Source organism: Sporosarcina luteola, from assembly GCF_023715245.1.
GTDB classification, from domain to species: Bacteria; Bacillota; Bacilli; order Bacillales_A; family Planococcaceae; genus Sporosarcina; species Sporosarcina luteola_C.
Genome location: NZ_JAMBNV010000001.1, coordinates 491,015 through 517,269, shown reverse-complemented (window position 1 = coordinate 517,269; position 26,255 = coordinate 491,015). Strand labels below are relative to the sequence as shown.

Here is a 26,255-nt window from a genome sequence, read left to right as displayed (position 1 = left end):
AAAAAGTTTGCCATGCTTGGTTTTTTGACAGAGGAATCAATCAATGCGATGCGGATCATCACGATTAAGAATTGGGAGAGTTATGTAGGAATTGATAAGAATTGGACAACCTATCATCTTACAACACCATTTCGCCTTCAGGTGCCCACTTTAATCTCTCCAACTATCATAAATTGGAGCAACACACATGTATGTCATATTACCTGCAGACTCTAGTTTACGAGGGGTAATTCGTAAACTTTGTTTCCATTTTTTATACGTTTCTAATTCTACATCTTTGGTGATTTCAGGTGACTTATTCAAATCCTGAAATTCTGTGGTGTCGTTGGGTTCTATAGCTTCATGGAGGAGCGGATGTTCTATCTGTCCAGTGAGGTTTGATGATTCTTGGTGGTCCGGATCTTCTGTGTGTTCAGTGGGGGCAATTAAGTCAATTGTGTCTGAAATGCTATCAAATTCCTCGATAATCTTTGCCTAGATTGCCGCATTATCGACTGCAGCAAAGGAAGCATTTGCTGGCAGTGAAGTAATAACCAGCATTGAGACGAGGAATAGGCTTAAAATTTGTTTCCTAATTCTTTTCATACATAATTCAACCTCGACTTTCCTACAACGTTTTCTGTGAATCTACTAAAGTGTAAGACTTAGAAAAAAGGTGAAAAAGAAGCCTAATTGAAGAATGATAAATGCTAGGATCAGTAGGAGAAACATTAATTTTATCCGCGAACCTGAAACAATTGATTTAATCGCTTTATACCCTTCCGTTTCCCTTGTTACAACAGCAAATTCATCATTCCCCCGGTGTTTGACTACGCCGCATTTGATTGTAGATCCAACTGCGTTTTTTTTAAATGTGCTTAGATTTACAACAAGAGTGTCATTATATTTCCCATCCTTTTCCGAAACAAATAAGCTATACGCTCCATTATACTGGCGATGCAACTTTACATTCGCCTTTTTTGTAACGACAAATTCATAAGTTCCAACATAATACAAGTTGTTTGGGTTTAAGGTCTTCCACACCCGTAAAAATGATTGTTTCATATACTTGTTCAAAGTTGGTGAATTCCCTCCTTTTGGCATCTTACTACTCCTAATTTGATTCTGTTTCTTTTCCTCACCATTAAATTGCCAAGTCTTAAAATGCATTACCATATTGCGCAACCATCGGACGCACCATTTGAAAACTTGCAAAACTCGACATCATTAAAAAAGCACAATACCTTTCCTATAATGAGCCGACTAGGTTCAAACAGCTACATTATATTACCCTTCGATGTCAAGGGGGGAAATGTAAGACCGGGATAGTGACAATAAACAGTAGACAATTAGTAAGTAACTGCGAATATTATGAACGTGTATTCCGATATACGAACGTGAGCGGCAATATACGAACGCGGATTTCTTTTACGAGCGCCAACTGAGACCAATTGTTTGTATAAATTTCTTTCGGCTTCACAACGGAATGACGGCAACTTAGACAATCAAATATGATGAAGCCAGAGTATAATAAATGAACAACAACCCATTCCAAAGATTGTTTCGTCGGATGGATGGTTGTTACAAAGCTAAAAGCACTGAGACAAGTCTGATACCGAAAGACATACTTGTGTATACCTATTTTCACTCTTTAATTCTTAATTGGGTTTTCTTCTTTAACTCAGTCAATAGCGTCTTTTGATAAAACTCTAGGAACTCTTTAATCGGAAACTTCACAATCTTATCGTTTTGATTAAATGTAATCCCTGCATTTTTCATGTACTCAATAAGTTTTGGCAACTGCACGTTTATTGAGTTTTCCACTTGATTTTCCTTGATCCATTTCAATACCAACCTTCTCCATATCTCTTGGTCTCCATTAATATACAAATCTCCAGAGACGGGTTTGGATACCAATATTTCCAAAATCCTTTCCTTTTTATTAGGCTCTATTTGTTCTTTTAATTGATTTTTCAGCTTAGATGTATTTTGCTTTAACAATGTTAAATGTCCCTTTTCATTCTTCTTAACAAATTCCCACTCTGCTTCGCTATATTCAACCGGTCGCTCTGCAGCCTTTCTTGCTCTCTCACTCATCTCTCTCAAGATCTCATTATCTGACTTAACGACAGTATTAACAGTTATCCCTTCAAAGACCTTCGTATTTTTTCCATATCGAGGATATACTCTATTAGCATTACGCGCCCGCTCTCGTTCTTGATCCATCCTCCTTTGTTCCCTTTGGACCTGTTCTTGTTCAACCTTCTGCTTTCTTTGAATAAGGTCTTTCATAAATGCAACTCTCTGTTCCTCTTCATTTTCCCTTGAAAGCAGAAAATGATTTTGCTTCGAATTTAAAGTTAGTGCACGGGAGAGAGGAATATCAATAGAAGTTAATCTATAAAACGTCATATTCCGATCCTGATAGGAAGTGGGAATAAAACGAAAAATGGTACATAAACGATTGGCTATATCAACATATGCGATACTTTTGGAATCAAAAGTTTCCATGTCTGCTTTTGTAGTCTTCAGGAAAAATTCGAGCAGGTCCCCCTGTAATCTTTGTTTTAGAAAAGCATCCCATTCTCGGTTCTCTTCATTTTTGCTCGTTATATTCATTTCCGCATGGAGTAAATTCCCAATTTTTGTTTCTTCTCGACAGGAGAGCCAGCTAATATCTACAAAAGAGAAACATTTAAACCCTTCGTCATTATACGTTTTCATCCGGTTCGCTAAATGACGTGCATAACTGTCTGACGTTAAATTTTGATTGCCTGCCGTAAAATAGTCAATCGCCCATTGTTCGTCGGAGTTCGGAAACTTGATAATAATATCCGGAATAAAAGACAGTTTCTTTTTATAGCGAAAACCTCGTTCAATTTCTACGTTATAAGGTCTAAGTTCTCCTTCTAAGATTTCACGAAAAATGGTCAAGCCAATTTCTTTCTTCGTGTTATCTTCCAAATTGGACACGTGTTTATCGTATGTATTTTTGTTTTCCGAATAGGCGCATTCAGTACCATCCTGATGACGGAAGTAAAACGGTCTTCCTTCTTCTTTAGTTAGATTCATGATGACTGGTTTTTGGCAGCTTAAACACGTAAAGGCACTCTTTCTAGAAAATGCTCGATAGCTCTTATTAAACAATCCTATTGTTTCGCTGCGGCTCAATTTTACATCTTTCCTCTTCGATGTTAAAGATCTCATTATGTAGGTATGCAGAATCCAAATCGACACATCCTTTGCTATGAGTTATCAGTTTTCAATGACTACTAACTAGTTAATAGTACCTGGTGTTTTTATACCAGTATTATACCATTAAAATAGTATATTGGCGCAGAAATTACATGAAAATTCAATTAGCACTAAATTTCATTCCCGAAAAATTTTCTTTGGTGTAACTTCAAATTCATATCACAGGGTTATCTTTGGCCACATGTTTAGGGACCTAATAATTCCGCGGGGTAATACTGCAGATTCTCCTATCATAGATGTCATATTAGAAAAAATCCCTCAGCCAAATAACTGGTTGAGAGATTTTTCATTGTTGTATGAATAAACATAACTGTTATGACTGTTTCATTTGTTTATAAGGTGGTCATTCAGCATTCGAATACGCATATTTAATAGCTTCTATAGCTTTATCTCCCGAACCGCCAATTGCATTACCTTCTTTTGAAATATATTCCACTATTTTTATTGATAACTTTGCTAATTGTTCTTCATTCTCTAGGTCATCTAGCATTTTTTTAGTATAAAGACTGAAGTCACTAGTAACCAACGTTTCGATGTCTTCATTAAATTCGTCTCCGAAATTACTTACATACTGAATTAATTCAAGACGATCATTAGCTACTGCTGTAAGCGTATCTTTTAAAGCCGCTTTAATAGCTTCTTGATCAGTTCCAGCATTGTTCATAGCTACAATGAACAATTGCTTGTGATATTCTGTATTAATCGCAAATTCTAGATTGTATTTCAAATTTTCTATCGTTTCATATCCACCTTCTGGTTGGAACCCCCAAATTGCAATATTTACAGCTAAATCACGACCCTGATTCTTCGTTAAATTACTAAGGTTAGAAATCGTTGTATCATCCAGATTTAGAAGCTCGCTAAAAGTTTCGATTGCCAAACGATAATCAAAACTTGTAACATCAATATTACTAAATTTGGCGAGAACCTCTTGATCCATAACATCATTCAATGGTTTATTTGACCAAATGGATAAACCACCCACGTCATACTTTTTATAGTCTACTGGTGCAATAACATTTACTATGGCTGTCTGGGTTACATTTTCTCCATCAGACCAAATTTGGAAATCTTCAGCTAGATTTCCGCTTTTTAATTCAAAATTTGATTCCGTACTAACATTCTTGCCAGGATCAACGTTTACGGCACCCCATTGGTTAACCCTTGTAGTTAGGTTAGTCGCAATTACTGTAGAACCGTTAACCGTCAGACCGGCACCTTTACTATTTATTATTGTGACATTTTCTAAATTTGCACTCGCATCACCGTAAGCATGTACTCCATAGGCATTTGAATTGCTGTCTATTGTCAAATTATTAATTTTGACCCCTTTAGAATAGATGGACAACGCATGCTTTGAACCATTAACTTCCCCTAGATTCTCAGTAACCTGAATTATTGTAGACTCACCTGCTCCAACAATTGAGATAGACTTGTCAATAGTAAGCTGTTCGGATAGCCCATACGTTCCTGCCGGTACATTTATAGTATCATCTGCCTTAGCTGCATCTATCGCTGCCTGAATAGACGTGTAAACAGTGTTGGGGTCTCCATTTATTGTAATGATATTTGTTAATTCTCGGTTTGTCCAAATAACTCCATTTGTTCCTGCCACATTGTACTTGTCATACCCGAGAGCTTCAACATTAATCATTGCATCTCCATCTACATTTCTACCATCGGACCAAATTTGCGTAGCATCCGCTAAAGTACCGCCTGTTAAAACAAATTTGGAAAGAGTTTTAACACCGCTACCCGGGTCAACATTTACCGCACCCCATTTGTTACCACTTGCATTTAGATCAGTCGCAATAACAGTAGAGCCGTTGACTGTCAGACCGGCACCTTTACTATTTATTATTGTGACATTTTCTAAATTTGCACTCGCATCACCGTAAGCATGTACTCCATAGGCATTTGAATTGCTGTCTATTGTCAAATTATTAATTTTGACCCCTTTAGAATAGATGGACAACGCATGCTTTGAACCATTAACTTCCCCTAGATTCTCAGTAACTTGAATTATTGTAGACTCACCTGCTCCAACAATAGTGATTGGCTTATTAATGGTAAGTTGTTGTGATAACTTATAAATTCCTTCTGCTACGTATACTTCGTCATTCTCCCCAGCTGCTTCTATTGCCGCTAGTAGCTTGTCGGATGAGTCAATAATTTCGCCCGATTCATCTCTCGTATTATCGACTTTAGCTACGACTCCATTTTTATATTTAACGGTGAATGTAACTTTTGTCGGTTCCCCTAACTTGATTCCCTCTACATCCCAGAATCCATCTTCATTATATTCAAATGTCCAATCCAGCGGCATTGAAACTTGGGTAGCATTCGGATATTCTTTTACAAACTTATCCGTCATTTCCCCTTTCCCTAATGGCTTACTGTTTTGATCAAACCATTCTACTGCCAGAGTGTCAATGTCACTAACTGTTTTACCTTCTGTCAACCCTGCGCCAGCTGAATACATTGTTCCACTGACGAATCCAAAGTCCTGTGCTACAATGCCACCTGTTGTCGCTACGCGTGTGTTGTCTACTGTAGCTTCAACACCGTTTTTGTATTTCACGAAAAATGTCACTCTTGTCGGTTCTCCCGGGATAATCCCATCCACAGTCCAGTAGTTATCCTCTGCGTAATCAAAGTCAGGATCCAATGGTATGGAGAGTTGCGTATGTTCAGGGAACTCCTTGGCCAATTTATCCGTTAACGTTCCTCTTCCTAACGATTTACCTGCAAAATCAAACCATTCTACAGTTAGAGTGGCTATATCACTTATTGTTTTACCATCAGTCAAGCCTGCACCAGCCGAGTACATAGATCCACTTACGAATCCAAAGTCCTGTGCAATGATGCCGCCTGTTACTTCTATAACTTTATATGTTCTCGTATTGTCTAAGCCTGTAATTTCTGTGCTTTTCAATACTTCTGCCGAGGAATTCTTAAGACCTAAAGTTCCGTTTTCCTGTACACCAAACAGTTCCCCATTTACGATAACAGCGTATTTTTTATCGGACGTTAACCCAGTAATTTTTTTATCACCTGCTATTCCCAAGGAATCCTGTGCCAGCGTTACAAGTTTCGGTGCTACTGGTTGTTGTACTGAACCGTCAGTTCCTCCCCCAGTATTCCCTCCACTATTTCCACCACCACCGATACCACCAGTTACAGGTGGTGCAGGTGTAGCCGGTTTTGCTTCCGGATTTGTTTCTCCGCCAATATTCTCAATGTTAGCTTTCACTTTATCGTAATCTTGAATTACGTCTTTAGCTTCTGTTCCTTTAGGCAGGATTAGATTGCCGATTTTAGTATTAGCGCCGAATGATATCTTCGAACTATTTGAACCAATTGTAACTTCACCGATCTTGCCTGTACCTTCAATCTTTAATGCTGATTTTGTATTAATTGTAAGGCTTGTTACCGGTGCGTCGATTGTAACGGATGTTGCACCTTCCGACAGTATTACGCTTGGAATAATAACGCCATTGTCCGCTTTCAGGTGAACATTTGAAGATAAAATGAATGACTGTACACTCGTAGTACCTTTCGATTCAATTGTCACATCGCTTTTCGATACTTCTATTGTGCCCATTGCAGAATTCGAAAAAATGATTGTCGGTTTAGTTGTAGCTGACTTGGAGTCTGCTGAGACATTAAAAGTGTTGGCAGATGCGACTTTATAAACTCTGTTAGTTCCTGCTGCCATCTTATCTTTTGAGGAAGAATTGTCAGAAACAATTGTTTTCCCCTTAACCTTAATGGCTTCGCTTTGGAAACTGTTATTGACTGCATTTCCAATTTCCAATTTACCTTCAATAACCAGATTCTTAGTCGTTACATAATCACCATTGATAATCAGATTTCCTTTTAACGCTGCATTATTTCCATTAAGGACTAAATGATTGGATGAAGTTCCATTGGCAGTAATCTCAAGTGATGAAATTCTTTCAATTAGATCGTCTTTAACATTTACTGTGATTTTTGCACCTTTTAATGCAGGCAAGTTGGAAGGGTTCAATATAGATTTCATTTCCGTATGAATACTATATGTCCCATCCTTTAGTTCAATAGTGTTTTCCGTAATATCGACAATCTGAGAACTGATTCCGTTTTGTGAAACTGCCAATTCACTTCTAAAGATAAACGAAGCAATTTGACCTCTTGTGACAAGCACATTCGGTCCAAACGTTGTTGGAGTTATACCTGTTGTAATATTGTTAGAAATCAATGCTTGTACATACCCTGCATAGGAATCACCAGTTTTGACATCAACAAATCGGTTATCAGAGAGATTCTCTCGTTCTAAACCGAATCCTAGGGTAATAATTTTCGCCATTTGTGAGCGTTTTAAATTATCATTCGGTCTAAATGTTTTATCTTGATATCCACTAATGACGCCTGCATTTACCAAAGCCGCTATTGGACCGTAAAATGCATCGCTTTCCTTCACATCGATGAACCCAGGATTTTTCACATTAACTGTATCCAATCCCAAAGCTAAAGCAAAAATTTTAGCTGCTTGCCCACGTGTGACAGAATCATTCGGCCTAAAAGTGCCATCCGCATAACCATTAATAATCCCTCTTGCGCTTAGACTCACTACGGGTGTGAAATAATAAGCCTTTGGATTTAAATCAGTAAATAAAGTAGGGCCTGATTCATTAGCTTGCACAAATGTTGGAGGGGCAACTACTATAGCTCCTCCTAGCACACTACTTGCCAATACAGCTTTGAAGAGTTTTTGATAAGAACGTGAGTATTTCTTCAATTAAATACCTCCCAATATATGTATTTATCTACATTTCAATGGTACCATTAGGGAGGTAAATTAGAACCATATCTTTAGATTCATTTTATTATTCAGAATAATTATACTATGAATAGGCATTTGTTACTACTTATTAAAACCGAACCTTAGTTGCATAAGCGAAACAATCCAATAAAGATAGAAAACAAAAAAGCTACCCAATCCATCGCTATTCAACGACAATTCGGAAAGCCCTTATTGTTTTCTATCAAGTTGCTCGTAATTTCCTCAAAACCACAATCAAACGCTATTCTTTTACTATATGAATAACAACTTCCTCATATGATACTTTCGGTTCCGTATATCCATTCAAGGAGGCAGTCACTACGTATTCAACGACAACTTCATCTTCATTTTCTTTGATGTCAGTAATCTCCAAGCGGAATTGATGACCGAAGTCTTTTAAAAGTTTTACCACTCCATTGCGAAAATCGGGATTTATTTCATTAATCTTTGTTTGTAATTTTTCCTTATATTGCTTACTATCAAGTAAAGAATCCGATTTCTCGATCAGCTGCTCATTGGCAAGATTTATAACACTTTCCATGTACGTTATTCCCATTTGTCTCATACTTTCCATTTGTATTGCTTTCTCTGTTTTTTGGACTTGGAGTTTGCTGCTAAGGACTTTTGATACAAGTGGCGGAGTCAGAACGCCAATTAACACAACAATTAATAGGACCCAAATTAATGTATAACCATTTTGTTTTTTCAGTATGTTTTTCATCATTTGGAGGCTCCCTTTTCATTGTACCCGAATATTTCAGACGCCAAGGCTTGCTGATGACCCGGTTCGATTTTCTCTGTATAAATTTTCACATGAATCTTTTCCAATTGTAAAATAGTCGGTGTTTCCGGAGAAACCAAGACATACGGATAATATAATTTCCCGTTTAGTTCGGTTGGATTAATTTCTTTATATTGCTTCCCGTCAATACTAACGGTATTTCCAGTGGAATTAACAGTATTGGTTTTCACGTCATGTAACACCTTTTCGGCAATGTTAATGGATGTCAATTGATCTTCCACCTTAACTGAGAATAAGGATGCTTGGAAGAAAAAATGGGAAAGTGAAACGAAAATGATCGTCAAAATCACAAGGGATGCTAGAATCTCAATTAATGACATTCCTCTATTGTTTACCAGATAGCTATTAAGTTTATATTTCATCCCGTCACCCTTCATCAAGTTAATAGGAGGCGTAACTCTTGTTCAAAAAACACTTGTCCCAGCAAGGACTCACTCTAGTGGAAATATTAGTTTCATTAGTAATTGCTAGTTTCGTTATCGGGCTTGTAACTACTGTACTTATATCGACCGTCAAGTTCAATGACAACACCCAAACTCGCATCAATTTAAGGCAGGAATCAAATAGGATTGTTACCGGAATTAGAGCGTCCCACCGCAAGGACGAGAGTGTCTGTTACGACCAATTGGCTGCGAACAGTGGTATAGAGATGACAATGCAATTAAATAATACAGTATTAAAGAAAGGCGATTGTGTGGTTGTAAGACACACAAATGATTTGCCCGTCAAGTTTACATTATCTGCTGGACCTAAAAATTCCTTCACGATTGATACTGTACTGGAAGGGAAGGAAGAAACTGATCTCAGTTTTACAATTCCAAAAAAAGACGCTAGTTTCATTGATAATTTGCTACTTGATAATGTATTTGTTTATGGTTCCCACTTGTTCATCTCTGGTTCCTCACCTTTAAAAAGTGCAACTAATGGGACTGGGACGGTGGTGATCAATAATCTGAATAAGAAGGACTTAGAATTTGGTGGCGATAACAAAATTAACGTGCAAAATATCTATATTGATAAAAAGGGCAATGTAGTTAAATTTACAAGCAGCACAAAACTAGGATTAAAAAATTCCACCAAAATAGTTCATATCACAGGAGATGTACAATTGAATAATGGTGGAGCAAGAATCGATGGTGACACCATTTACATTGATGGAAATGTTACGTTTGGAGATAGTGCCGTTATAGAAGGGAAAAAAGTAATTATAAATGGAAATGTCACGTTTAAAAATTGGTCCGCTAAAATAATAGCGAATGAAATATATATTGCTGGAACTACGAAATTAGACAGTGCTAATTCGCCTAATATTAATGGCACTGTAAAGAATTTCAGCTATCTTAACGAGGGTGACATTCCCAAAAGTCCATCTTTTACTCCCCCAACCTTACATAAAGACAATTGGTACCCCCAGAATGGCTATACTGTGAAATCAAATGGGACTATTTCGTCTGGAAATAGAATATTTTCGCCGGGAAACTTCATAGCGAATGATTGGCATTCATCTACAAGCAACGTAATTATCATTAGTAAAGGGAATATAGAAATCAATAATTTTGGAGGCAGTGAATTGTCAGGTATTCTTTTCGCCCCTTACGGAAAAGTAACCTTTAAAGGAGGTGCTTTTAAAGGTGTAATAATTTCTAGAGATGGTTTTATTACCGAGCAAAACCCAGACATTATTTTTATTAACGCATCTCAATTTTTCAAAGAAAAAGATCCAATTCCATTCAAATAAGATGATGCTTATCATATAAAACCCCAGTCGCATAGATGCGACTGGGGTTTGCCAATTACTGAAGAAACTCCATAAAATTAACGAAAATCTTCGAAGCTTGCGCACGAGTTGTCGGGTCTTGTGGCATAAATTTGCCATCGGATCCAGTAATGATTTTCAACTCATACAACATTGAAATAGCGTTTACCGTTTCCTTGTTATAGTTGCCAATGTCGGAAAACGGTGCAATTGCCGTTGGAGTATAGGCTTCACCTGTTTTGTATTCATAAGCCCGGGCAATCATCAACGCCAGTTGAACACGAGTCACACTTTCCGAATGATTGAAATCGCCATTTTGCCCTTTGATGATACCGTATTTATAGGCAGCTGCAATCTCGGCTTGTGTTTCTTTATTCAAGTTCTTTATGTCGTTAAAAGGTGCGGCTTCATTTGTTTGCAGCCCCAGTGCACGGGTAATCAATGCGGCGGCTTGCGCACGTGTCAATTGTTCATTCGGTTTGAATGAACCGTCTTTATAGCCCTTAAATATTCCCATTTGTACAGCTTTTTGGATATAGAATTCAGCCCAGTAACCTTTTGAAACATCAGTAAATGTTACTGGTTTCATCGGTTCAGGTTTGACTGGATCAGGTTTAACTGGATCTGGTTTAACCGGATCCGGCTTGGTTGGAGTTGTTGGTGTTGGTGTTGGTGTTGTTGGTGTTGACGGGATGTATCCGCCGCCGCCACTGTTATCTCCTCCACCATTTCCTGGGTTAGGTGCAGGATCTTTGACTGTAACGTTTACTGTGATGGCTTTGTGATTCTCGTAAGTGATTGTGATTGTTGTTGAACCAGCAGCTTTTGCTATAACTAAGCCGTTTTCAACTGTAGCAATTTTCTCATCAGCGGATTTGTACGTTGCGACTTTTGTAACATCCACTTCCGAATCTTTTGCAACCACTTTTGTATTAGTAGGGAAGGACTCAGGCGCGTTTGCAACCTTTACTATTTGTGATAGCCCATTATCTTGCAAAGTAGATAAACTGGCTCCCTGGGATGGTTCACCTGGATCAGATGGTTCGCCCGGCTCGGATAATTCGTCCGGCTCAGATTCGTTTGCTTCAGGTTCGGTTACATCATCTGGAATAGTCGCAGAACCATCAACAATCACTTGTTCTCCTCTGTTCCCCGCTGCATCTTCAACGATTACTGTAACACTATCCGTTTCTTCATTGACTTCTGGTACTCCGAAGTTGAATGATCCATCTTGCTCCAATTCGATACGCACAGGCTGTTCTTTTTCACCGTTACGTGTAATTACATAAGATGCATGTAGTTTTTCGTTTAGATCAAAATCCAGGCCATAATTTGCCAACTCGTCATTATAATCCAAGTATTTATCTGTTACTTGACCGCTTGCTTCACCAGACGCCAATGCTCCTGTAATTTCAGGCTTTGTTGTTTTAACGACGATTGGTCCGACGTAGTCACCGACGACACCAGTTTTTGACAATCCCGTGAAATCGATCGTATAGAGACCGTCCGGAATCGTTGTCGCCGGGGAGCTGCCCCATGGTTTGTATTGTCCTTTGATCGCTAATGTGTATGAGCCTGCCCCTAGTGCAGAGCCAGCGTGCAGATAGCCGATATAGCCGTCTCCGTATTCGCCGCCTTCAGGATCCATGATATCCCAAAGCTCAATGTAATTCGTTGTGACGTCGCCTGTAAGTGTGAAGGAGAGTGTCGCTTCGTCCTTCACGCCGTCGCCGTTGAAGCTTAGGTCTGTTTCAGAAATTCTCATGTCTTTTATTACAATTGCCGTTGCCCCGCCGAAGTCGGCTGCGAATGGCAATGAAACTTTAGTGTATCCGCTATCTTTTTGGGTTGTCTTTTCAGTAACTTTCAATTGGTATTTATCGTCTTTTTGCATTTTTAGTTCCGTTTTATCGACAAACAAAGATACTTCCGTTAGGTTTTCTTCTGCTGGTGTAATGTGGATATATCCGAGGATTTCATCGCCGGTTTTCGTGCTTGCAGCGGATGCTGTCAATGTAACATTAAGCAGCTGCTCGCCAGATAAAGTAAATGTCGGTTTGTCAATCGTGACTTTTGCGTCACCGAAGCCTTTCGTAACTTGTACGGAAGCGTTGTACGTGCCCCCGTTGCCGTTATCGTTTTTCACTAGAATCTGTTTCGTAACAGAGATGTCTTTGTCTAATTTTTGAGGACCAAATGTTACTGTTCCTTTAAGGTTCTCAACTATTTCACCGCTGCCGTCAAGTACTGCTTTATCTTGAGCATAGGCGAGGATTGTCGAATGTGCTGCTGCATATGCATCTACCCGTCCTGCCCCTTGTGCCATAACATCGTATTTTTCAGTATTCAAGATTTTTGCACTGTTTGATAGCGCGACCTTTACATCGAAGGCGTTCCAATTCGGATTCGCTTGCTTCACGAGCGCCGCGATTCCCGCAATATGTGGTGTGGCCATGGATGTTCCTGTTTTTCTTGTATATGCTTGATCATAGGTCGCTTCCGGGAAGTCGGCTTTGTACATTGGGATTGTGGACATGATGTTCGTGCCCGGTGCTGTGACGTCAGGTTTGATGTCGAAGTTTGGAGTAGATGGTCCACGTGAACTTGAATCGTTCACCTCGTCCCCAGGTGTCATTGTTTTATCGAAATCACTAAATGTTACTGTTCCTTTTCCATCTTTAAGGGCTGCGCGAATTGCATCTCCATCCGTTTGCGACATATCGTAAGTTGGAATGAATTCAAATGCATCTCCTAGGAATGTTCCAGAAGCTTCTGGTGCATTTGTGCCTCCCGCGAAGTTGTGAATAATCGTTGCCACTGCACCATTTTCTTTTGCATAGGCGATTTTATCAACAAATGCAATTGAACCACGTGAAATCAGTGCTACTTTTCCCTCGACATCGATTCCATTGTAATCTTTCGCTTCTCCGTTTCCAGGAATAGCCACTAATTCAAATTCACCTTCAAGTTGTGTTGCAATATCTTTACCAAAAGTAGTTCCCATCAAATTTATTTTTTTGGAAAGGTTGTAATTACCAACTGTAACATTTACTTTCCCGTTATGCTTTGTTTCTGGATTTGTCGTATTACCAACAGCAATCCCAAGTCTTGAAGTTGCTGGTGTACCCATCGTTCCGCGATTCGGACCGGAGTTCCCTGTTGCGATGACTGAGATTGTTCCTGCGAGCATGGCGTTGTTGATGGCGAAGGATCCAGCGTCTGTTTCAGTGTTGGAGCCGCCGCCTAGTGATAGGTTGATGACGTCCATTCTTTCGACGACTGCTGTGTCGATCGCCGCGACGATGCCGGATGTTGCTCCGCTGCCGTACGCGCCGAGTACGCGGTATACGTAAAGGTCGACTTTCGGTGCGATCCCTTTGATGCCGTATTCGTTATTGCCGATTGCGGCGATTGTGCCCGCGACGTGTGTACCGTGGGATGTGTAGAATGCGCTGCCGTTCGCGTTGAATTCTGGTGTTCCTGCCGGACGTTCTACTGGCGACGTTTCGGATGCGTCGTCGTCAGCACGCGGGCGTGTGTACGTGCTGCTGTTCGGAATGAAGTTTTTTCCACCTTTATAGATGCCTTGGAACTCTGGGTGATTGGCGTCGATGCCTGTGTCGAGGACGGCGACTTTGATGCCTTGTCCTTCATAGCCTTCTGCCCAGAGCGCTTCAATTCCGAGGAAGCCGATGCTTGTGTCCATGGCAGGTCCAACTTGACCGCCTTTTACTACTTCGGATGATAGGCTAGTATCTTCCAACGCATATACTGTCACGTCGGGTTCAATTAATGTTACCCCTTTAATATCAAGGATTTTCTCAAGGTCAGCCGCTTTTACTGTCATTGAAAATCCGTTTAATACAGTGTCAAAAGTAAACCCTTCTTTAAACGATATATGATTTGCATTCATTTCCTTTTTAAAGAATGTATGCTGTGCTTTAACTTTCGACTTCACAGCATTGGCTTCGGCGGTAGTAAACTTCTGACCGGCCAACTCCTTAATTCCCTTTTCAAGTGCAACAGGTTTTTCGGAAAGGTGAATGATAACCGATACTTCTTCGCTTCCCGATAATCCTTGCAAGTCCTTGTGGAGGGCGGGTTCCCCTTCCAATACGTTCAGTTGCTGGGCAACTGCGGCTTTTGCCTGCATGATGCTTTCATTCGTGCCATTCTGCTTGAATGGGTTCGGGCCGTTGTTCGCCGACACATTCATCGGTGCCAACAGCGTAAAGACCATGGCAAATGCCATGATTGCACTGAATAACTTATGAAGTTGTTTCTTCTTCAATTAACTTCCCCCTTTGCCAAAATAGTTGCTGGTTTGCTTGTACACTTTCCTTTCTAGGTCGAACCCCTCCCGCGACTGCCAGTGGAGCAGTCAAATTGTCGGCAAATCTTTCGGGCTTCCATTTTGGACAAGCCACTATGATACTGTTCTACTGTATGTAGTAGGAGATTCTGCTATGACATGAACTATCAATTTAGGAAAACAGAAAAAGGCTACCCAATTCGTCGCTGTTGAACGACAAATCGGATAGCCTAATCTATCTATTTACTTAGAACCCGTCACAAAATGCATTTCATATTTAAACTTGTTCCCGGACAGGATTACGAGACGATACGCTGTGTTTGGACGATACTGATCATTCGCCGAGACAATGATTTCCTTCTTGCCAGCTTGAGATGTCAGTTGAATGGGAATTTCACTGCTTCCCATATAGACTTTCACATCAATGGCATCCCATCCGGTGAGCAGTCGATTGAATGCGACAGTCCATTTTTTATTCAAAGGAACATCCTTATATTCAGGCAGAGTGATGACATCTGATGAAGGAACCGGTACTTTTTTTAGTTCTTCTTTGACAGTTGATACATTGTCCACGCCTATTGAAGCAATATTGACAATGCCTTCTCCGTATTGAGGATCCCATCCGGCCGCTCCTCTGTCATCAACGTATTGCTTTAACAGTCTTTCAATTACAAGATGGGACCTGTATGGCCCCTCCAGTTTCAGCATTGCGGCGATGCCGCTCACATAGGGGGCTGCCATCGATGTGCCACTAAGGTTTTTATAATTTCCGCCCGGAACACTTGAAACGATGTTAACGCCCGGAGCCGATATGTCGATTGCGGCGCCGGTATTGCTGAAGCTCGCAACGTTATCAGCTATGTCTGTCGCCGAAACGACAATCACTTTTTGATTGGATGCTGGAAAATAATTATCAGTGCTTGCACTTTCATTGCCCGCAGCTACGACGACAAGGACGTTTTTGGAAAGAGCATAATCGATTGCATCCGCCAAATATTGCGAATACCCTTCGCCTGCGAAACTCATATTAATAATTGTAGCGCCATGGTCGACCGCAAATTGAATTCCTTTTGCCACATCGGAATCATAGCCGTTCCCTTGTTCGTCCATCACCCGGATCGGCATGATCTTTACATTCGCCGGAGTTGTCTCCGCAATGATTCCTGCTACATGTGTCCCATGAAAATGTACGTCCATCGGATTTGTATCGTTGGAGACGAAATCATATCCCTCCACAACCCGACCCGCGAGAAACGGATGTGTGTAGTCGACGCCTGTGTCAATAACCGCAACTATTACGTTTCTATTCGTTGCAGCTAGAGAATTTTTGAAGTTTTTTATTCCAACCCTTTCCGTTCCCCATGACGGCGCTTTTCCACTTGTCGGATTTTCCAAAGCGATTGTCCGGATGAAATCAGGTTGCAACACTTCAACGTCTTGCGCACTGTATAAAACAGAAGATTTATTAGAAAGACTTCCTTCGTTAAATTTTTCAAGGTCATCAAGCGAAATGCTCTCTACTGTTTCATCGCCTTTCTTGTCTACCAAGTTCACGATGACTCTATCTGTTTCTCCCGTAGAATCTGAAGAAGCAACAGCTATTTTCCCATTAACCGAAAACCATAATCCTATGCTCATTAATATAATGGCAATACCCAGGAATCTATTTCTCATTTCAGTCACCTCTATCTCTAGTTGTCTTTCCTTTTATCGGTAATTAATAGACTGTTTTTAGTCTAATTTCATTTGAAACAATAAAAAAGCACTTACCCCTAAACGGAATAAGTGCATCGGGCACTGGGATGATATAAAAAGTCCGCGGAGAAGATTCTCCGCGGACCTTTCCCGCTCATCAACCAAAGCCACTTTGAAAAGTTACTTCTATAAGAGATTAAAGGAAAAACCCTACATGTACATCGTACCACAATTTTCTGCATTCTCATAGTCTAAAAATCTATTATTTTTTCGATAGTGTGCGGTGAAGGAAAACCGAGAAATCAGCCCTGCTGATGTTTTGGCCAGGTCCAAATTTCCCTCCGCCAATTCCTTGTGTAATATCGTTAGATGCCAAGGAATTGATAGCGTCTTTCGCGAAGCTGCCATTAATGTCTGTGAAGTGATTTTTGTCACTCAATGGAAGACCGAATCCTCGTTGAAGGATGGCCGCCATTTCAGCACGGGTCAATTTTCCGTTCGGATCGAATTTCTTTCCGTTTTCCTTCCCTCGGATGGTGCCCATATTCGCGACTGCCGCCACTTCTTTATAGAATGTCATCGATGGTACCATGTCTTCGAAACCTGGATCCGTAACATTGTCGAGCGGCAGTTTAAGCGCTCTTGCCAGAAGGATTGCCGCTTGCTGCCTTGTCAACTCTTGATATGGTCCGAAGTTGCCGTCAGCGTAGCCTGCAATGACCCCTTCGTTAACGAGTGACGCGATTTCATTTTCCGCACGGAATGTGAGTCCTGTGTCTTTGAAAAGGCCTTCTTTGTAGCCTGTATTGAAGATCGCTTTCACATCATCAATCATGATGCTGCCTTTCGTTTTCAGGCTATCCGTAGGCTGTGCAATATAGATCTGCTTAAGTGTGATGTTGCCTGTTGCACCTGCCGGGATTGCAGCCGTCACGTAGTTCCAGCCTAGCCATTTAAGCCCGTTTTCAGGTGTGAAATCAATCGTGTATTCTTTGCCTTGCCCGTCTTGAATTCGACCGCGCAGCCATGTATTACTTGCATCGCCATATACGCGGGCGGAAAGCTTCACTGGAGTGCCTGCTAGACTCATAGGCGTTTTCGCGTCCACATATGCCGCGGACGTGCCTGTCGTGCCTGTAAAGTCATATGTGAGCTTCAAAGCGCCTTTCCCTTCGAATGCAGGTTCTTTCGCGCTGTTCATGGATAGTGAAGCTTTTCCGTTCGTTGCTGAAGACGTCCAATTAGTAAGGGACTCCATGTTATCTACACGGTAATATGCACCTGTGATTGCCACTGGGATTGTTACCGTTTTGCCGCCTAATGTTGCAGTCACTGTCCCCTTGCCTTCATTTGAAGCTGCTGTCAGTACGCCTGAGGAAGTGATTGTTCCGATATTTGCGGAAGCACTCCACTTCACTAATGACGGGTCGAAGATGACTTCCCTGTTCTTACTGTCATATGCCTTTACAGTCAATGTCCTCTTTTCGCCTGCCCGCACATCGATTGATGCACTTGAAGGCTTGACTGTATGGATGGATTCAACGACTTCAAACGGGATGTTCCCTGTCACGCCGTTGATTTGTGCAGTGATGGAGCCTGTCCCCGCTTTTTGAGCTGTGAACTCCTGACCATTCACTGAGATAAGCCCTTGCGGAGAGCTCAGCTTAAGGTCCGTTTTATTGAAAGTAACCGGGTTATAGTAATTATCCATCACGTAATCTACTACAACGGATCCTTTCGTGCCTTTCAAATAAACGCCCTGCTTCGATAAATGAGCCCCGACAGTAGCCGGCGTGCCTACTGGTGCAGTTGATACTGCGAAAAGCGAAGTCGAGACGGAACGTTCTCTGCCGTCCGATGGTCTATTGAATAGGGAGACATTGAAATCACCCGGCTTGCGGACTGCCATCGTCGTAGAACCGCCTCCGTCAAGATTAAGTGCCTGGTAAGCCCCGATTGACACGAGGTATTCAGCAAATTCCTTCAGGCTTTGTCCTTGGCTGTAGCCGGATTGACGTCCGTCCACCGTCACCATGAATACTTTCGTGCCTGTTCTGTCGATTGCGATTGCCGTACGCGGTGCGCGTTCTCTCGCGCGGTCGCTATTCGGGTCGATGCCGAGATGAACTCTGCCGTCCTTGACGAGTTCAGGTCCGGACGTCAGCATGAATGAAGAACCTTTCCACTTTTCATCAATGTTAGCGGTGATCGAGATTGTTTCCCCTACACCAATGTTGTCGATGGATGACATCGCTGCACCGTGTGCCGAAAGGACAAATCCATCTTTCGGGATCGTTGAAGCTTGTGGGTCGTTGCGCTCCCGCTTTTTCGTCACTACACCTGTTACCGTTTCGCCGAAGTTAAGCGCCGTCCCGCCTGTGACTCCCTCAATGACGAGCTCGATACCTAGCGCATTCGTTTCAGTTGTCGGTTTCGGATAGAGCGGTGTGTATAGGATCAGATTGTCAGTCGAGCGGTGCTTGTCCGTCGACGTAATCGGGTAATCTTGTCCATTATGGTTGAATGATAATCTTAAATTGTATGAATCTATCTTCCCTTTACCGGTACTGTCAATGCCGAAAGCGATAGGCTGATTGACGTATTGGTCCCTGCCGGACGCGATTATCCCAGCATTCATGAGCCTATCGCGGTAAGCGATCAAGTACATCGGCAAATAGCCTTGGTCGGACCCCCAGAAGAAGGAGCCGTTAATTGCGCCCGCGACTTGCTGGCCGGGTGCTGTATAGGCATTTGCCTGGCTCGTCGTCGGTGCCAGTTTGTTAAGCGGCGTCGGGATGCCGACGTCGACTGTTGTGAATGGGTCATTCAGGTCGACGACTAACTGACGGAATGCTTGCGGGTTGCTCGCTACTGTTTTGTTCGTATATTCATATTGGACGCCTCCGGAAATCTTCGTGCTTCCTGGTGTCTCTCCATAGGCTAGAGTAGGTATTGATAAAAAAATCACAAGAAATAGGATACTAAGTTTCGACAAGTATGTATTCTTAAGCAATTATTCATTCCCCTTTGTAATTATTTGGTGTATGTCCATTATAATCTCAAACTCTTGCATTTCCATAGATTAGAGAACTTTTGATACTATTAGACTAGTTTGAGGGGAGATTGTCATGCATGCCGATGATTATGCGTGTTTGCGACGAGTTATGCGCATTTGGAGGGATTTATACGTATTTAGAGGAATTTATGAGCTTTTGAGCGGATTTATGCGTGTTTCAAAGATTTTATGCGTAATTAGAAGGGTTTCGCGGAAGGACTTATCAATCCATAGAAAAGCCCCGGTACTGGTAGCGACCAGAACCGGGGCTTTTCTATTTTTATTGCAATTCTTCTTTTTTCTTTGAAGTGTATGCGAGGAAGACTGCTGTCAAGATGTAGAAGTACATCGTGAATGTCTTGTCCTCCCAAATGTTGTAGATGATACCGCACCAGTAGACGCTGATGAGCATAGCCAACATCGGTATCGCTTTGTCGGATAGTTTGCGTCGCTTCCAGAACAGAACGAGCATGCCTAATAGGAAGACGGCAAATAGAATGACCCCGACAACGCCTGTTTGGGTGATGACCTGGATATATTGGTTGTCCGAGTAGATATTGAATTGGATATCATAATGGCTATAGTATGGCGATGAATATACTTTTGAAGCAGAATCGCCGAATGTGCCGAACCCTGTTCCAATTATCGGATACCTTTTGAAAATTTCGAGCCCTTTATAGACAATGAACAAACGGCCGGTCGTCTTACTCTTTTCGAATGTATCCGACTGGAATGTCTCCTTGATACGCGACGATTCGATTGCGAAGGCAGGATCGGTTTCAGGCGTGCCTGTCCGTACAATTTCACTGACTTCAGTGTTCGCACTAATCCATTGCGCCAATTTTGTCACCGGCGTCGTTATAAGGAAGAACCCTAATGCAACGGCAAGTCCTGATTTCAGGACAAATTTCCAATTCCTTGTGAACAGGAAGTAGATGACGATCCCAATGATGAACGCAATCCACGTGCCCCGGCTATACGTAAGAACCCATGTTCCAGCGAGAACGACGAGGACAAGATTAAGCACCCATTGGAGCTTCGTCTTCGGCAGCAGCGTTTTCAGGTAATAAATTAGAATACCGGAAATCGTTAAATAGACGGCAAGGACATTTGGATTGTTGACAAGTCCATAAATGCGGCTTGCATTATTTTTCGATAGCTGACGATTCACCCATTGCTCCGGCATGAGGAGGGAACGGGCTGATAACTTTTCGACGAGCCCTTGAATGATCAGGACAACGGTGACGAATAAAGTGACCGTCAGGAAGTTCATAATATCCCGTTTCGTAATGTCCAGCCTTTTCACTGTATAGAGTAGAAGGAACATGATCACGAATGCACGGATTTGGAAAATGATCGCCGACAGGATGACATCGGATAGGAATGCCGATACGGTTCCCATGATGATGAAGGCGATAAATGCCCATTCAAAGATCTCGAAACGGAAGATCGACTTCCAATCTTTTCTTGCGTCCCAAACGACTCTAAGGAAAGCGAAGACGATGATCAAATCGCCAACTAGTTTAAGTCCTGGGCTTACTTCGATCAGAAATGAACGAAGCGGGAAGTAGATGAGTAAAAACAGGATTGCTTGTTTCGGTCTGAACAATGCAGCAATCGCGATAAGGAGCGAAATGCCGTAAGCAATCATTGTATTGGGAATGACGAGCGCCACTGCGAGCAGAATTACTCCGACGATGGGCACTGCCAGTTCTTTGAGGTTGAGATTCATGGAATGACCCTTTCTATAGTTGTTTCACGTATTCGATTATACCACAGCACTAGGGCGTGTCAGTAGATTAATTTCCAATTAAGTTGACGTTATCAAATAGGAAAGGATTCATAGAAATATTTCATATCGGATTTCCGCTTCGGGCGGACGCTTTCCGCGGGCGAGCGGCGAGCCAATCGAACAGCGAAGGGTTCGATTGGCCGTATTTCTGCGATCTTTGCAGAAATTAAGGCATCCTGCTCCCTTATGGTCGCAAAAGCCGTTCTTCGCAACGGCTTTCGCAGGAGTCGCCGCCCTCCGCTTCAATCCTTAGCAAATCTCTTTCAATAAAATTTAGGTTAATATGAAAAAGGAGCGGAAAACCGCCCGCTCCTTATTCTTTCACTGATTTATTGAAAAATGTCTCTGTCAGCTGCTCGTACCAACGTTTGTATATCGGGTGGTCGAAAGTCGCCATTCGTTCCACCATATTAGTCCCCTGGTAGAACATCATGCCTTTTTCGTCGAGCCCGTAGCGTTTTGCCATATCCATGTAGAGGTCGAATGCTTCGACGCCCTGTTCCGCTTTGTCCATATGGTAGGAATCTATTTCAATCGTGATGCCTGTGCCATAAACTTGTGCGTTCACGAATGCCTGATGAAGACGTTCTTCTTTGTTACGAATGGATGCCCTGAATGCGTTTGGTTGGAGGAATGCGGCATCAAAGCCGTAATCTTTCCATTTATAGAAGTTCGTCGCAGTGGCATGCGGCGAATAGATGAAGAATTTTCCGTTCTTCTTCAAGATGCTTGAAATGGATGAAATGATGACTTCATCATCGACCGTCCGCACAGTTTCACTTAACCAGTAGAACCCTTTGAAATTCAAATTGTCGTACTTACCGTTTTCAAAGTGCTGCATCACTTCTTTTACATACCAGCTTGCAAGGTCATATCTGGCATATACATCATTTCCGACTTCATCGCCATTCAAGTTGATGATCGGTTCATTCCGTTTCGGATAGGGAATCGCGACGTAGACATCGACTTTCCGTTTCACTTGACCTGCAGCGGTATCCAGGTTTTTGATAGCACCGCTAGAATCGAATGTCCTATCTATGTACGTCTTCCAATCTTCGTAATTGGCACGGTTCGTCGGCCCGTCTACGAATTGGTCGCTGTTTTCATTGTATCGAAGACCTAGGATAATGAATGTGTCGAACATATCTTGTTGAATGCCGTTTTTCGGCTTCGATTTTAAGTAGTGCTTGAAAAACTCCGGTGTGAATTTTTCGATTTCCTTGAACCCGTTATAGATGAGAGCACCGCTATTCAAATTGGTCTTGTCCGCGGCTGCAATCTCTTGCGCATATTCCACGAATTTATTGCTTTGCGGATGGACTGTCCCTTCCGGATAATAAAGTGCAAGTTCAATTGCGTCTTCGACATTCGGGATGACAGAGATAAGCTCACCGCCATTTCTAACTTCATATGCGACCGGCTTTTGGTACACCCTGTAAAGAAATGCGCTGAATTGGGCGCGCGTCACTTTTTCTTTCGGGCGGAATGAATCGTCATTATAACCTGTCGTCACTTCTTCGTTTGCAATGGCGTCTATGTAATGATAATACGGATCCTCTATCGGAACATCCGTAAATGAGCTAGTCCCTTTTCCTTCATATTGATAGGCAGTAGCCAGCATTTTTGACATTTCGTCTCTTGTCAGCGGCTTGTCCGGGTGGAAGTGTCCTTCATCAAGAGATAGCCAATCGTTTTCCAGTACAATCATGATCTCCTTATAGCCTGGGGATGTGGGAATCAAATCCTCCACTGACGTCGGCTCGCCTTCCAGTGTATAGAGGTCAAGAGCCCTCGTCATCATAACGGCAGCATCTTTCCTCTTAATATCAAGGCCCGGTCTGAAGTTACCGTCTCCGAAGCCTCTGATGACTTTATGCTCTGCTGCAAATTCAATATCTTTGTATGCCCAATATTGATACGATACGTCCTTGAATGTGGCTGCCTGTGCAGTAGGCACTCCTAAAATGAACACGGACAAAATGACGATGATGATACCCAGATGTTTACTTGATGATTTCATTCCACCTTCTCCTTCTGTTTGCAAGTTTGAGAGGAATATTTTAACTAAAAAAATATTCCTCATCTTTTTCAGATGTTGTCTATCAGAAGTAAGGTGAAGAAACGAAACTTGTTTTCAAGCTGCCATCTTGCCCTTTATTCTGATACTTCTTTTACTAGAATACTATACTTGCTAGCTGTTTGGAAGGTTAGAAGGAATAATTTGGTGTTTTGTTTTTTTGCGCAAAAAACCTCCCGGATGAGGTTGTCACCCGGAAGGTATTAAATACGTTTTTACATAATTACTTTACGTTTACAGTTAGGTCTACAATAGAATCTAATGTAATTGTTTTATCAGCCTGGTCCTTTTTAGAAAGAACTACAGAATTCACATAGATTTTCGTCGATCCTGCATCAGCTGTCGTTAGTACGCCTTCATTATCAAATGAGATGACTGCTTTGTTTGCAGAAGCACCTTTAACGTTTGCTACTGTATAGCCGTTTGCATCTGTCAATTGAGTGATCTTAGCGATAGCAGCTGCAAGTGTTTCGTCTTTAGCCATATTGACTGTAGAAGAAGTGAACAGGATGGATGGTTCTACTGCTGTTGCAGTCGTGTCAACAACAGTGAATGTGTGAGTTTTAACAGTTACTCCACCAACTTTGACGTCGACAGTGTAGACATCTCCAACTTTCGCACCTGCTTCAAGTTTGATTTTGTTATCTTCAACAGTTTCTTCAGTTACATTTTCGCCTTTAGCGTTTTTCACAGTAACTTTTGGAGTCTCTGCTTTGATCATCAATCCAGTTGCATCTACCGATAATACGTCAAGCTCCATAGCGTTTGCGTTTGCATCAGCGTTCAAGTCCAATGTAGACTCAAGTCCACGTACGTCGTATCTAGCAAATACACCCGGGTTTTTAAGCTCAACAGCAAGTGTCGTTGTAACAGCTGATTTCCCTTCGCCAACTGTTACTTCAACAGTGCGGTTGCCGACTTTCGCATTTGCTACTGCAGCAACATTGAACTTCATGACGCCATCATTATTTGTTTTCGAAACTTTTGTGATGTCAAGAGCAGCTTTATCATTTTGCTCTACTTTTTCATTCACAGCAACCGTTTGATCTTTAATCGGGTTTCCGAATTGGTCAAGAACTGTCGCTTGGATTTCCATTCCTGCTGTATCTTTTGTAGACAAGGCAAGTGTATTTTGGCTAAGTGACAATGTGTTTACAACAGGCACTTCCCGAACTTCCATGCTAACGACTTCTTCAAATGCAACCTTATCGCCGTCTTTGACAGTGATCTTCACTTGTGCATTTCCTGTACCTAAGACTTGGACATCTCCAGTAGTTTGGTCAACTACAGCTACTTTTGGAGTAAGAGATTCGAACGCAACAGACGGACTAGCCAAAACTGCGCCGAACTGATCTACTACTTCCGTATATAGCTTCGCTTGCTCGTTAGCATATACAATCGTGTTGCGTTTGAATTTAGAGTCTTTAAAATCCGGTGTAGTTGTAGAAACTGTCCAGTTTGCTAGTTTTGCAGGCGTGTTCGCTTCTGCACTAATAGTTACTGTTTGGCTCTCAGCTACGACATTACCGTCTTTTTCATAGACAGCTTTCACTGTAGTTGAAGTTCCTTTGGCTAGTCTGATTTTGCCATTTGTGATTGCAGCGTTAGAAACGAATTTGACTTGGTTTTTAAATTGTTCAGTGACATCCGCACCTTTATTATCCAACAATTTAAAAGCAATGTCAGTCATTTGGCCAGCAGGGATCGTTTGGTTTTCCATCACGATGCTTGCAACACTCAATGAACCTACTGCAAGTTCACCGTTTAGCTTCGTAGTTCCTGAAGTTACTTCTACAGCGTATGTTCCGTTTGCAACTACCGGCTCATAGAATGTAATTTCTGCTGACTTCTTATCTTCAGATAGAGTAACAGATTTTACAACTTGGTTAGTATTCGTAGCATTATTCTTCACTTTGACATCTGCAGCTTTCAGAGAAGCTAGTTTCGTATTGAACGACACTGTTGCCGTCGTTGAGTTAGTTGCAGAAATAGAAATGATCTCTGGTACTGTTACCGTTTCTTCAAGAGTTTCAGCACGGAACATGAACAATGCAAACTCACCGCGAGTTAAATTAGCTTCCGGTGCGAAAGTTGTTTCAGTTTTCCCTAATGTAATGCCGTTATCTTTAAGGGCAGAAACAAAACCGATCCAATTGGAGTTAACGTCTTTGAAATTCGCTGTCGTTTCAGCTGTAAGATCATATGCGTTCACAAGCATCTTCGCCATCTCTTGACGAGTGATGTTTTGATCAGGAGCAAAAGATTCTTTCGTTTTACCGGAAGCGATACCTTCCGCTACGATGGCATTAACCGCGCCTTTGACACGATTATTCAAATCTTTGAATCCTTGGTCTTTAGCTGTTTCTGTATTCAATCCAAGGGCTCTTGCAATGAAAACAGCTGCGTCGCCACGTTTGATATTTTGAGTAGTACCGAATTCAGTTGAAGTCACACCGTTTGTAATATTATGAGCTAGTAGATAATCTACTGCTTCTTTATAGTTCGAATTCACATCTGTAAAATTAGTTGGTGCAGCGGCCATAGCAGCAGGAATAATAGCGGATGCAACAAATGCTGCAGTAGCTGAAGTTGCGACAATCTTTTTGTAGTTAGATTTCATAGTGTAGGTTTCCTCCTAGTTGTATCTCTCTCCAATATAGTAAACTTGAAGAGGAATATAGATTCATACTACCAACAATATCCGGTA

General features: G+C 41.7%; 12 protein-coding genes. 1 reads left to right on the top strand and 11 read right to left on the bottom strand.

The window, feature by feature from the left end; translation table 11 throughout:
* Positions 1-630 precede the first annotated feature (630 nt).
* The 5 genes from M3152_RS02445 to M3152_RS02425 form a co-directional block, all read right to left on the bottom strand.
* Positions 631-1,083 carry a hypothetical protein gene (locus tag M3152_RS02445; protein WP_251693616.1) on the bottom strand — a complete coding sequence of 151 codons (453 nt, stop codon included), beginning with the start codon at positions 1,081-1,083 and terminating at the stop codon, positions 631-633.
* 540 nt (positions 1,084-1,623) lie between these two features.
* The gene (locus tag M3152_RS02440; RefSeq protein WP_251693615.1) at positions 1,624-3,150 is read right to left on the bottom strand and encodes a hypothetical protein; all 1,527 of its coding nucleotides are present in this window, start codon (positions 3,148-3,150) and stop codon (positions 1,624-1,626) included.
* Between the two features lie 427 nt (positions 3,151-3,577).
* Positions 3,578-8,014: an S-layer homology domain-containing protein gene (locus M3152_RS02435; RefSeq protein ID WP_251693614.1), complete on the bottom strand. Its 4,437-nt coding sequence runs from the start codon at positions 8,012-8,014 to the stop codon at positions 3,578-3,580.
* A 286-nt stretch (positions 8,015-8,300) separates the two neighbouring features.
* Positions 8,301-8,783, bottom strand: coding sequence for a type II secretion system protein (locus tag M3152_RS02430; RefSeq protein ID WP_251693613.1), 483 nt, complete (start codon positions 8,781-8,783; stop codon positions 8,301-8,303).
* Positions 8,780-9,223 (bottom strand): type IV pilus modification PilV family protein, encoded by a 444-nt coding sequence (locus tag M3152_RS02425; RefSeq protein ID WP_251693612.1) that lies wholly within the window; start codon positions 9,221-9,223, stop codon positions 8,780-8,782. Before M3152_RS02425 ends, M3152_RS02430 begins: the two co-directional genes overlap by 4 nt.
* Before the next feature lie 38 nt (positions 9,224-9,261).
* Between M3152_RS02425 and M3152_RS02420 the strand changes: the two genes are divergently transcribed.
* Positions 9,262-10,599, top strand: a complete 1,338-nt coding sequence (locus M3152_RS02420; RefSeq protein WP_251693611.1) for a prepilin-type N-terminal cleavage/methylation domain-containing protein — start codon at positions 9,262-9,264, stop codon at positions 10,597-10,599.
* Positions 10,600-10,654: 55 nt separating this feature from the next.
* On the opposite strand, the gene M3152_RS02415 is transcribed toward M3152_RS02420, so the two are convergent.
* From M3152_RS02415 to M3152_RS02390, 6 genes are all read right to left on the bottom strand, one after another.
* Positions 10,655-14,857, bottom strand: a complete 4,203-nt coding sequence (locus M3152_RS02415) for a S8 family serine peptidase (RefSeq protein WP_435371938.1) — start codon at positions 14,855-14,857, stop codon at positions 10,655-10,657.
* A gap of 315 nt (positions 14,858-15,172) precedes the next feature.
* Positions 15,173-16,603 carry a S8 family serine peptidase gene (locus M3152_RS02410; RefSeq protein ID WP_251693609.1) on the bottom strand — a complete coding sequence of 477 codons (1,431 nt, stop codon included), beginning with the start codon at positions 16,601-16,603 and terminating at the stop codon, positions 15,173-15,175.
* A 283-nt stretch (positions 16,604-16,886) separates the two neighbouring features.
* On the bottom strand, positions 16,887-19,637 hold the full coding sequence (locus M3152_RS02405) for a phosphodiester glycosidase family protein (protein ID WP_251693608.1): 2,751 nt from the start codon (positions 19,635-19,637) through the stop codon (positions 16,887-16,889).
* Positions 19,638-19,959: 322 nt separating this feature from the next.
* Positions 19,960-21,411 (bottom strand): O-antigen ligase family protein, encoded by a 1,452-nt coding sequence (locus tag M3152_RS02400; RefSeq protein WP_251693607.1) that lies wholly within the window; start codon positions 21,409-21,411, stop codon positions 19,960-19,962.
* A 373-nt stretch (positions 21,412-21,784) separates the two neighbouring features.
* On the bottom strand, positions 21,785-23,491 hold the full coding sequence (locus M3152_RS02395) for a DUF4855 domain-containing protein (protein ID WP_251693606.1): 1,707 nt from the start codon (positions 23,489-23,491) through the stop codon (positions 21,785-21,787).
* A 280-nt stretch (positions 23,492-23,771) separates the two neighbouring features.
* On the bottom strand, positions 23,772-26,168 hold the full coding sequence (locus M3152_RS02390; RefSeq protein WP_251693605.1) for an S-layer homology domain-containing protein: 2,397 nt from the start codon (positions 26,166-26,168) through the stop codon (positions 23,772-23,774).
* Positions 26,169-26,255: the final 87 nt, after the last annotated feature.

Excerpts from the sequence above, each read along its gene's own strand:
- M3152_RS02395 (WP_251693606.1), bottom strand. The coding sequence starts at position 23,491 with ATGAAATCATCAAGTAAACATCTGGGTATCATCATCGTCATTTTGTCC.
- M3152_RS02430 (WP_251693613.1), bottom strand. The coding sequence starts at position 8,783 with ATGATGAAAAACATACTGAAAAAACAAAATGGTTATACATTAATTTGG.
- M3152_RS02390 (WP_251693605.1), bottom strand. The coding sequence starts at position 26,168 with ATGAAATCTAACTACAAAAAGATTGTCGCAACTTCAGCTACTGCAGCA.
- M3152_RS02410 (WP_251693609.1), bottom strand. The coding sequence starts at position 16,603 with ATGAGAAATAGATTCCTGGGTATTGCCATTATATTAATGAGCATAGGA.
- M3152_RS02415 (WP_435371938.1), bottom strand. The coding sequence starts at position 14,857 with ATGGTCTTTACGCTGTTGGCACCGATGAATGTGTCGGCGAACAACGGC.
- M3152_RS02425 (WP_251693612.1), bottom strand. The coding sequence starts at position 9,223 with ATGAAATATAAACTTAATAGCTATCTGGTAAACAATAGAGGAATGTCA.
- M3152_RS02445 (WP_251693616.1), bottom strand. The coding sequence starts at position 1,083 with ATGCCAAAAGGAGGGAATTCACCAACTTTGAACAAGTATATGAAACAA.
- M3152_RS02400 (WP_251693607.1), bottom strand. The coding sequence starts at position 21,411 with ATGAATCTCAACCTCAAAGAACTGGCAGTGCCCATCGTCGGAGTAATT.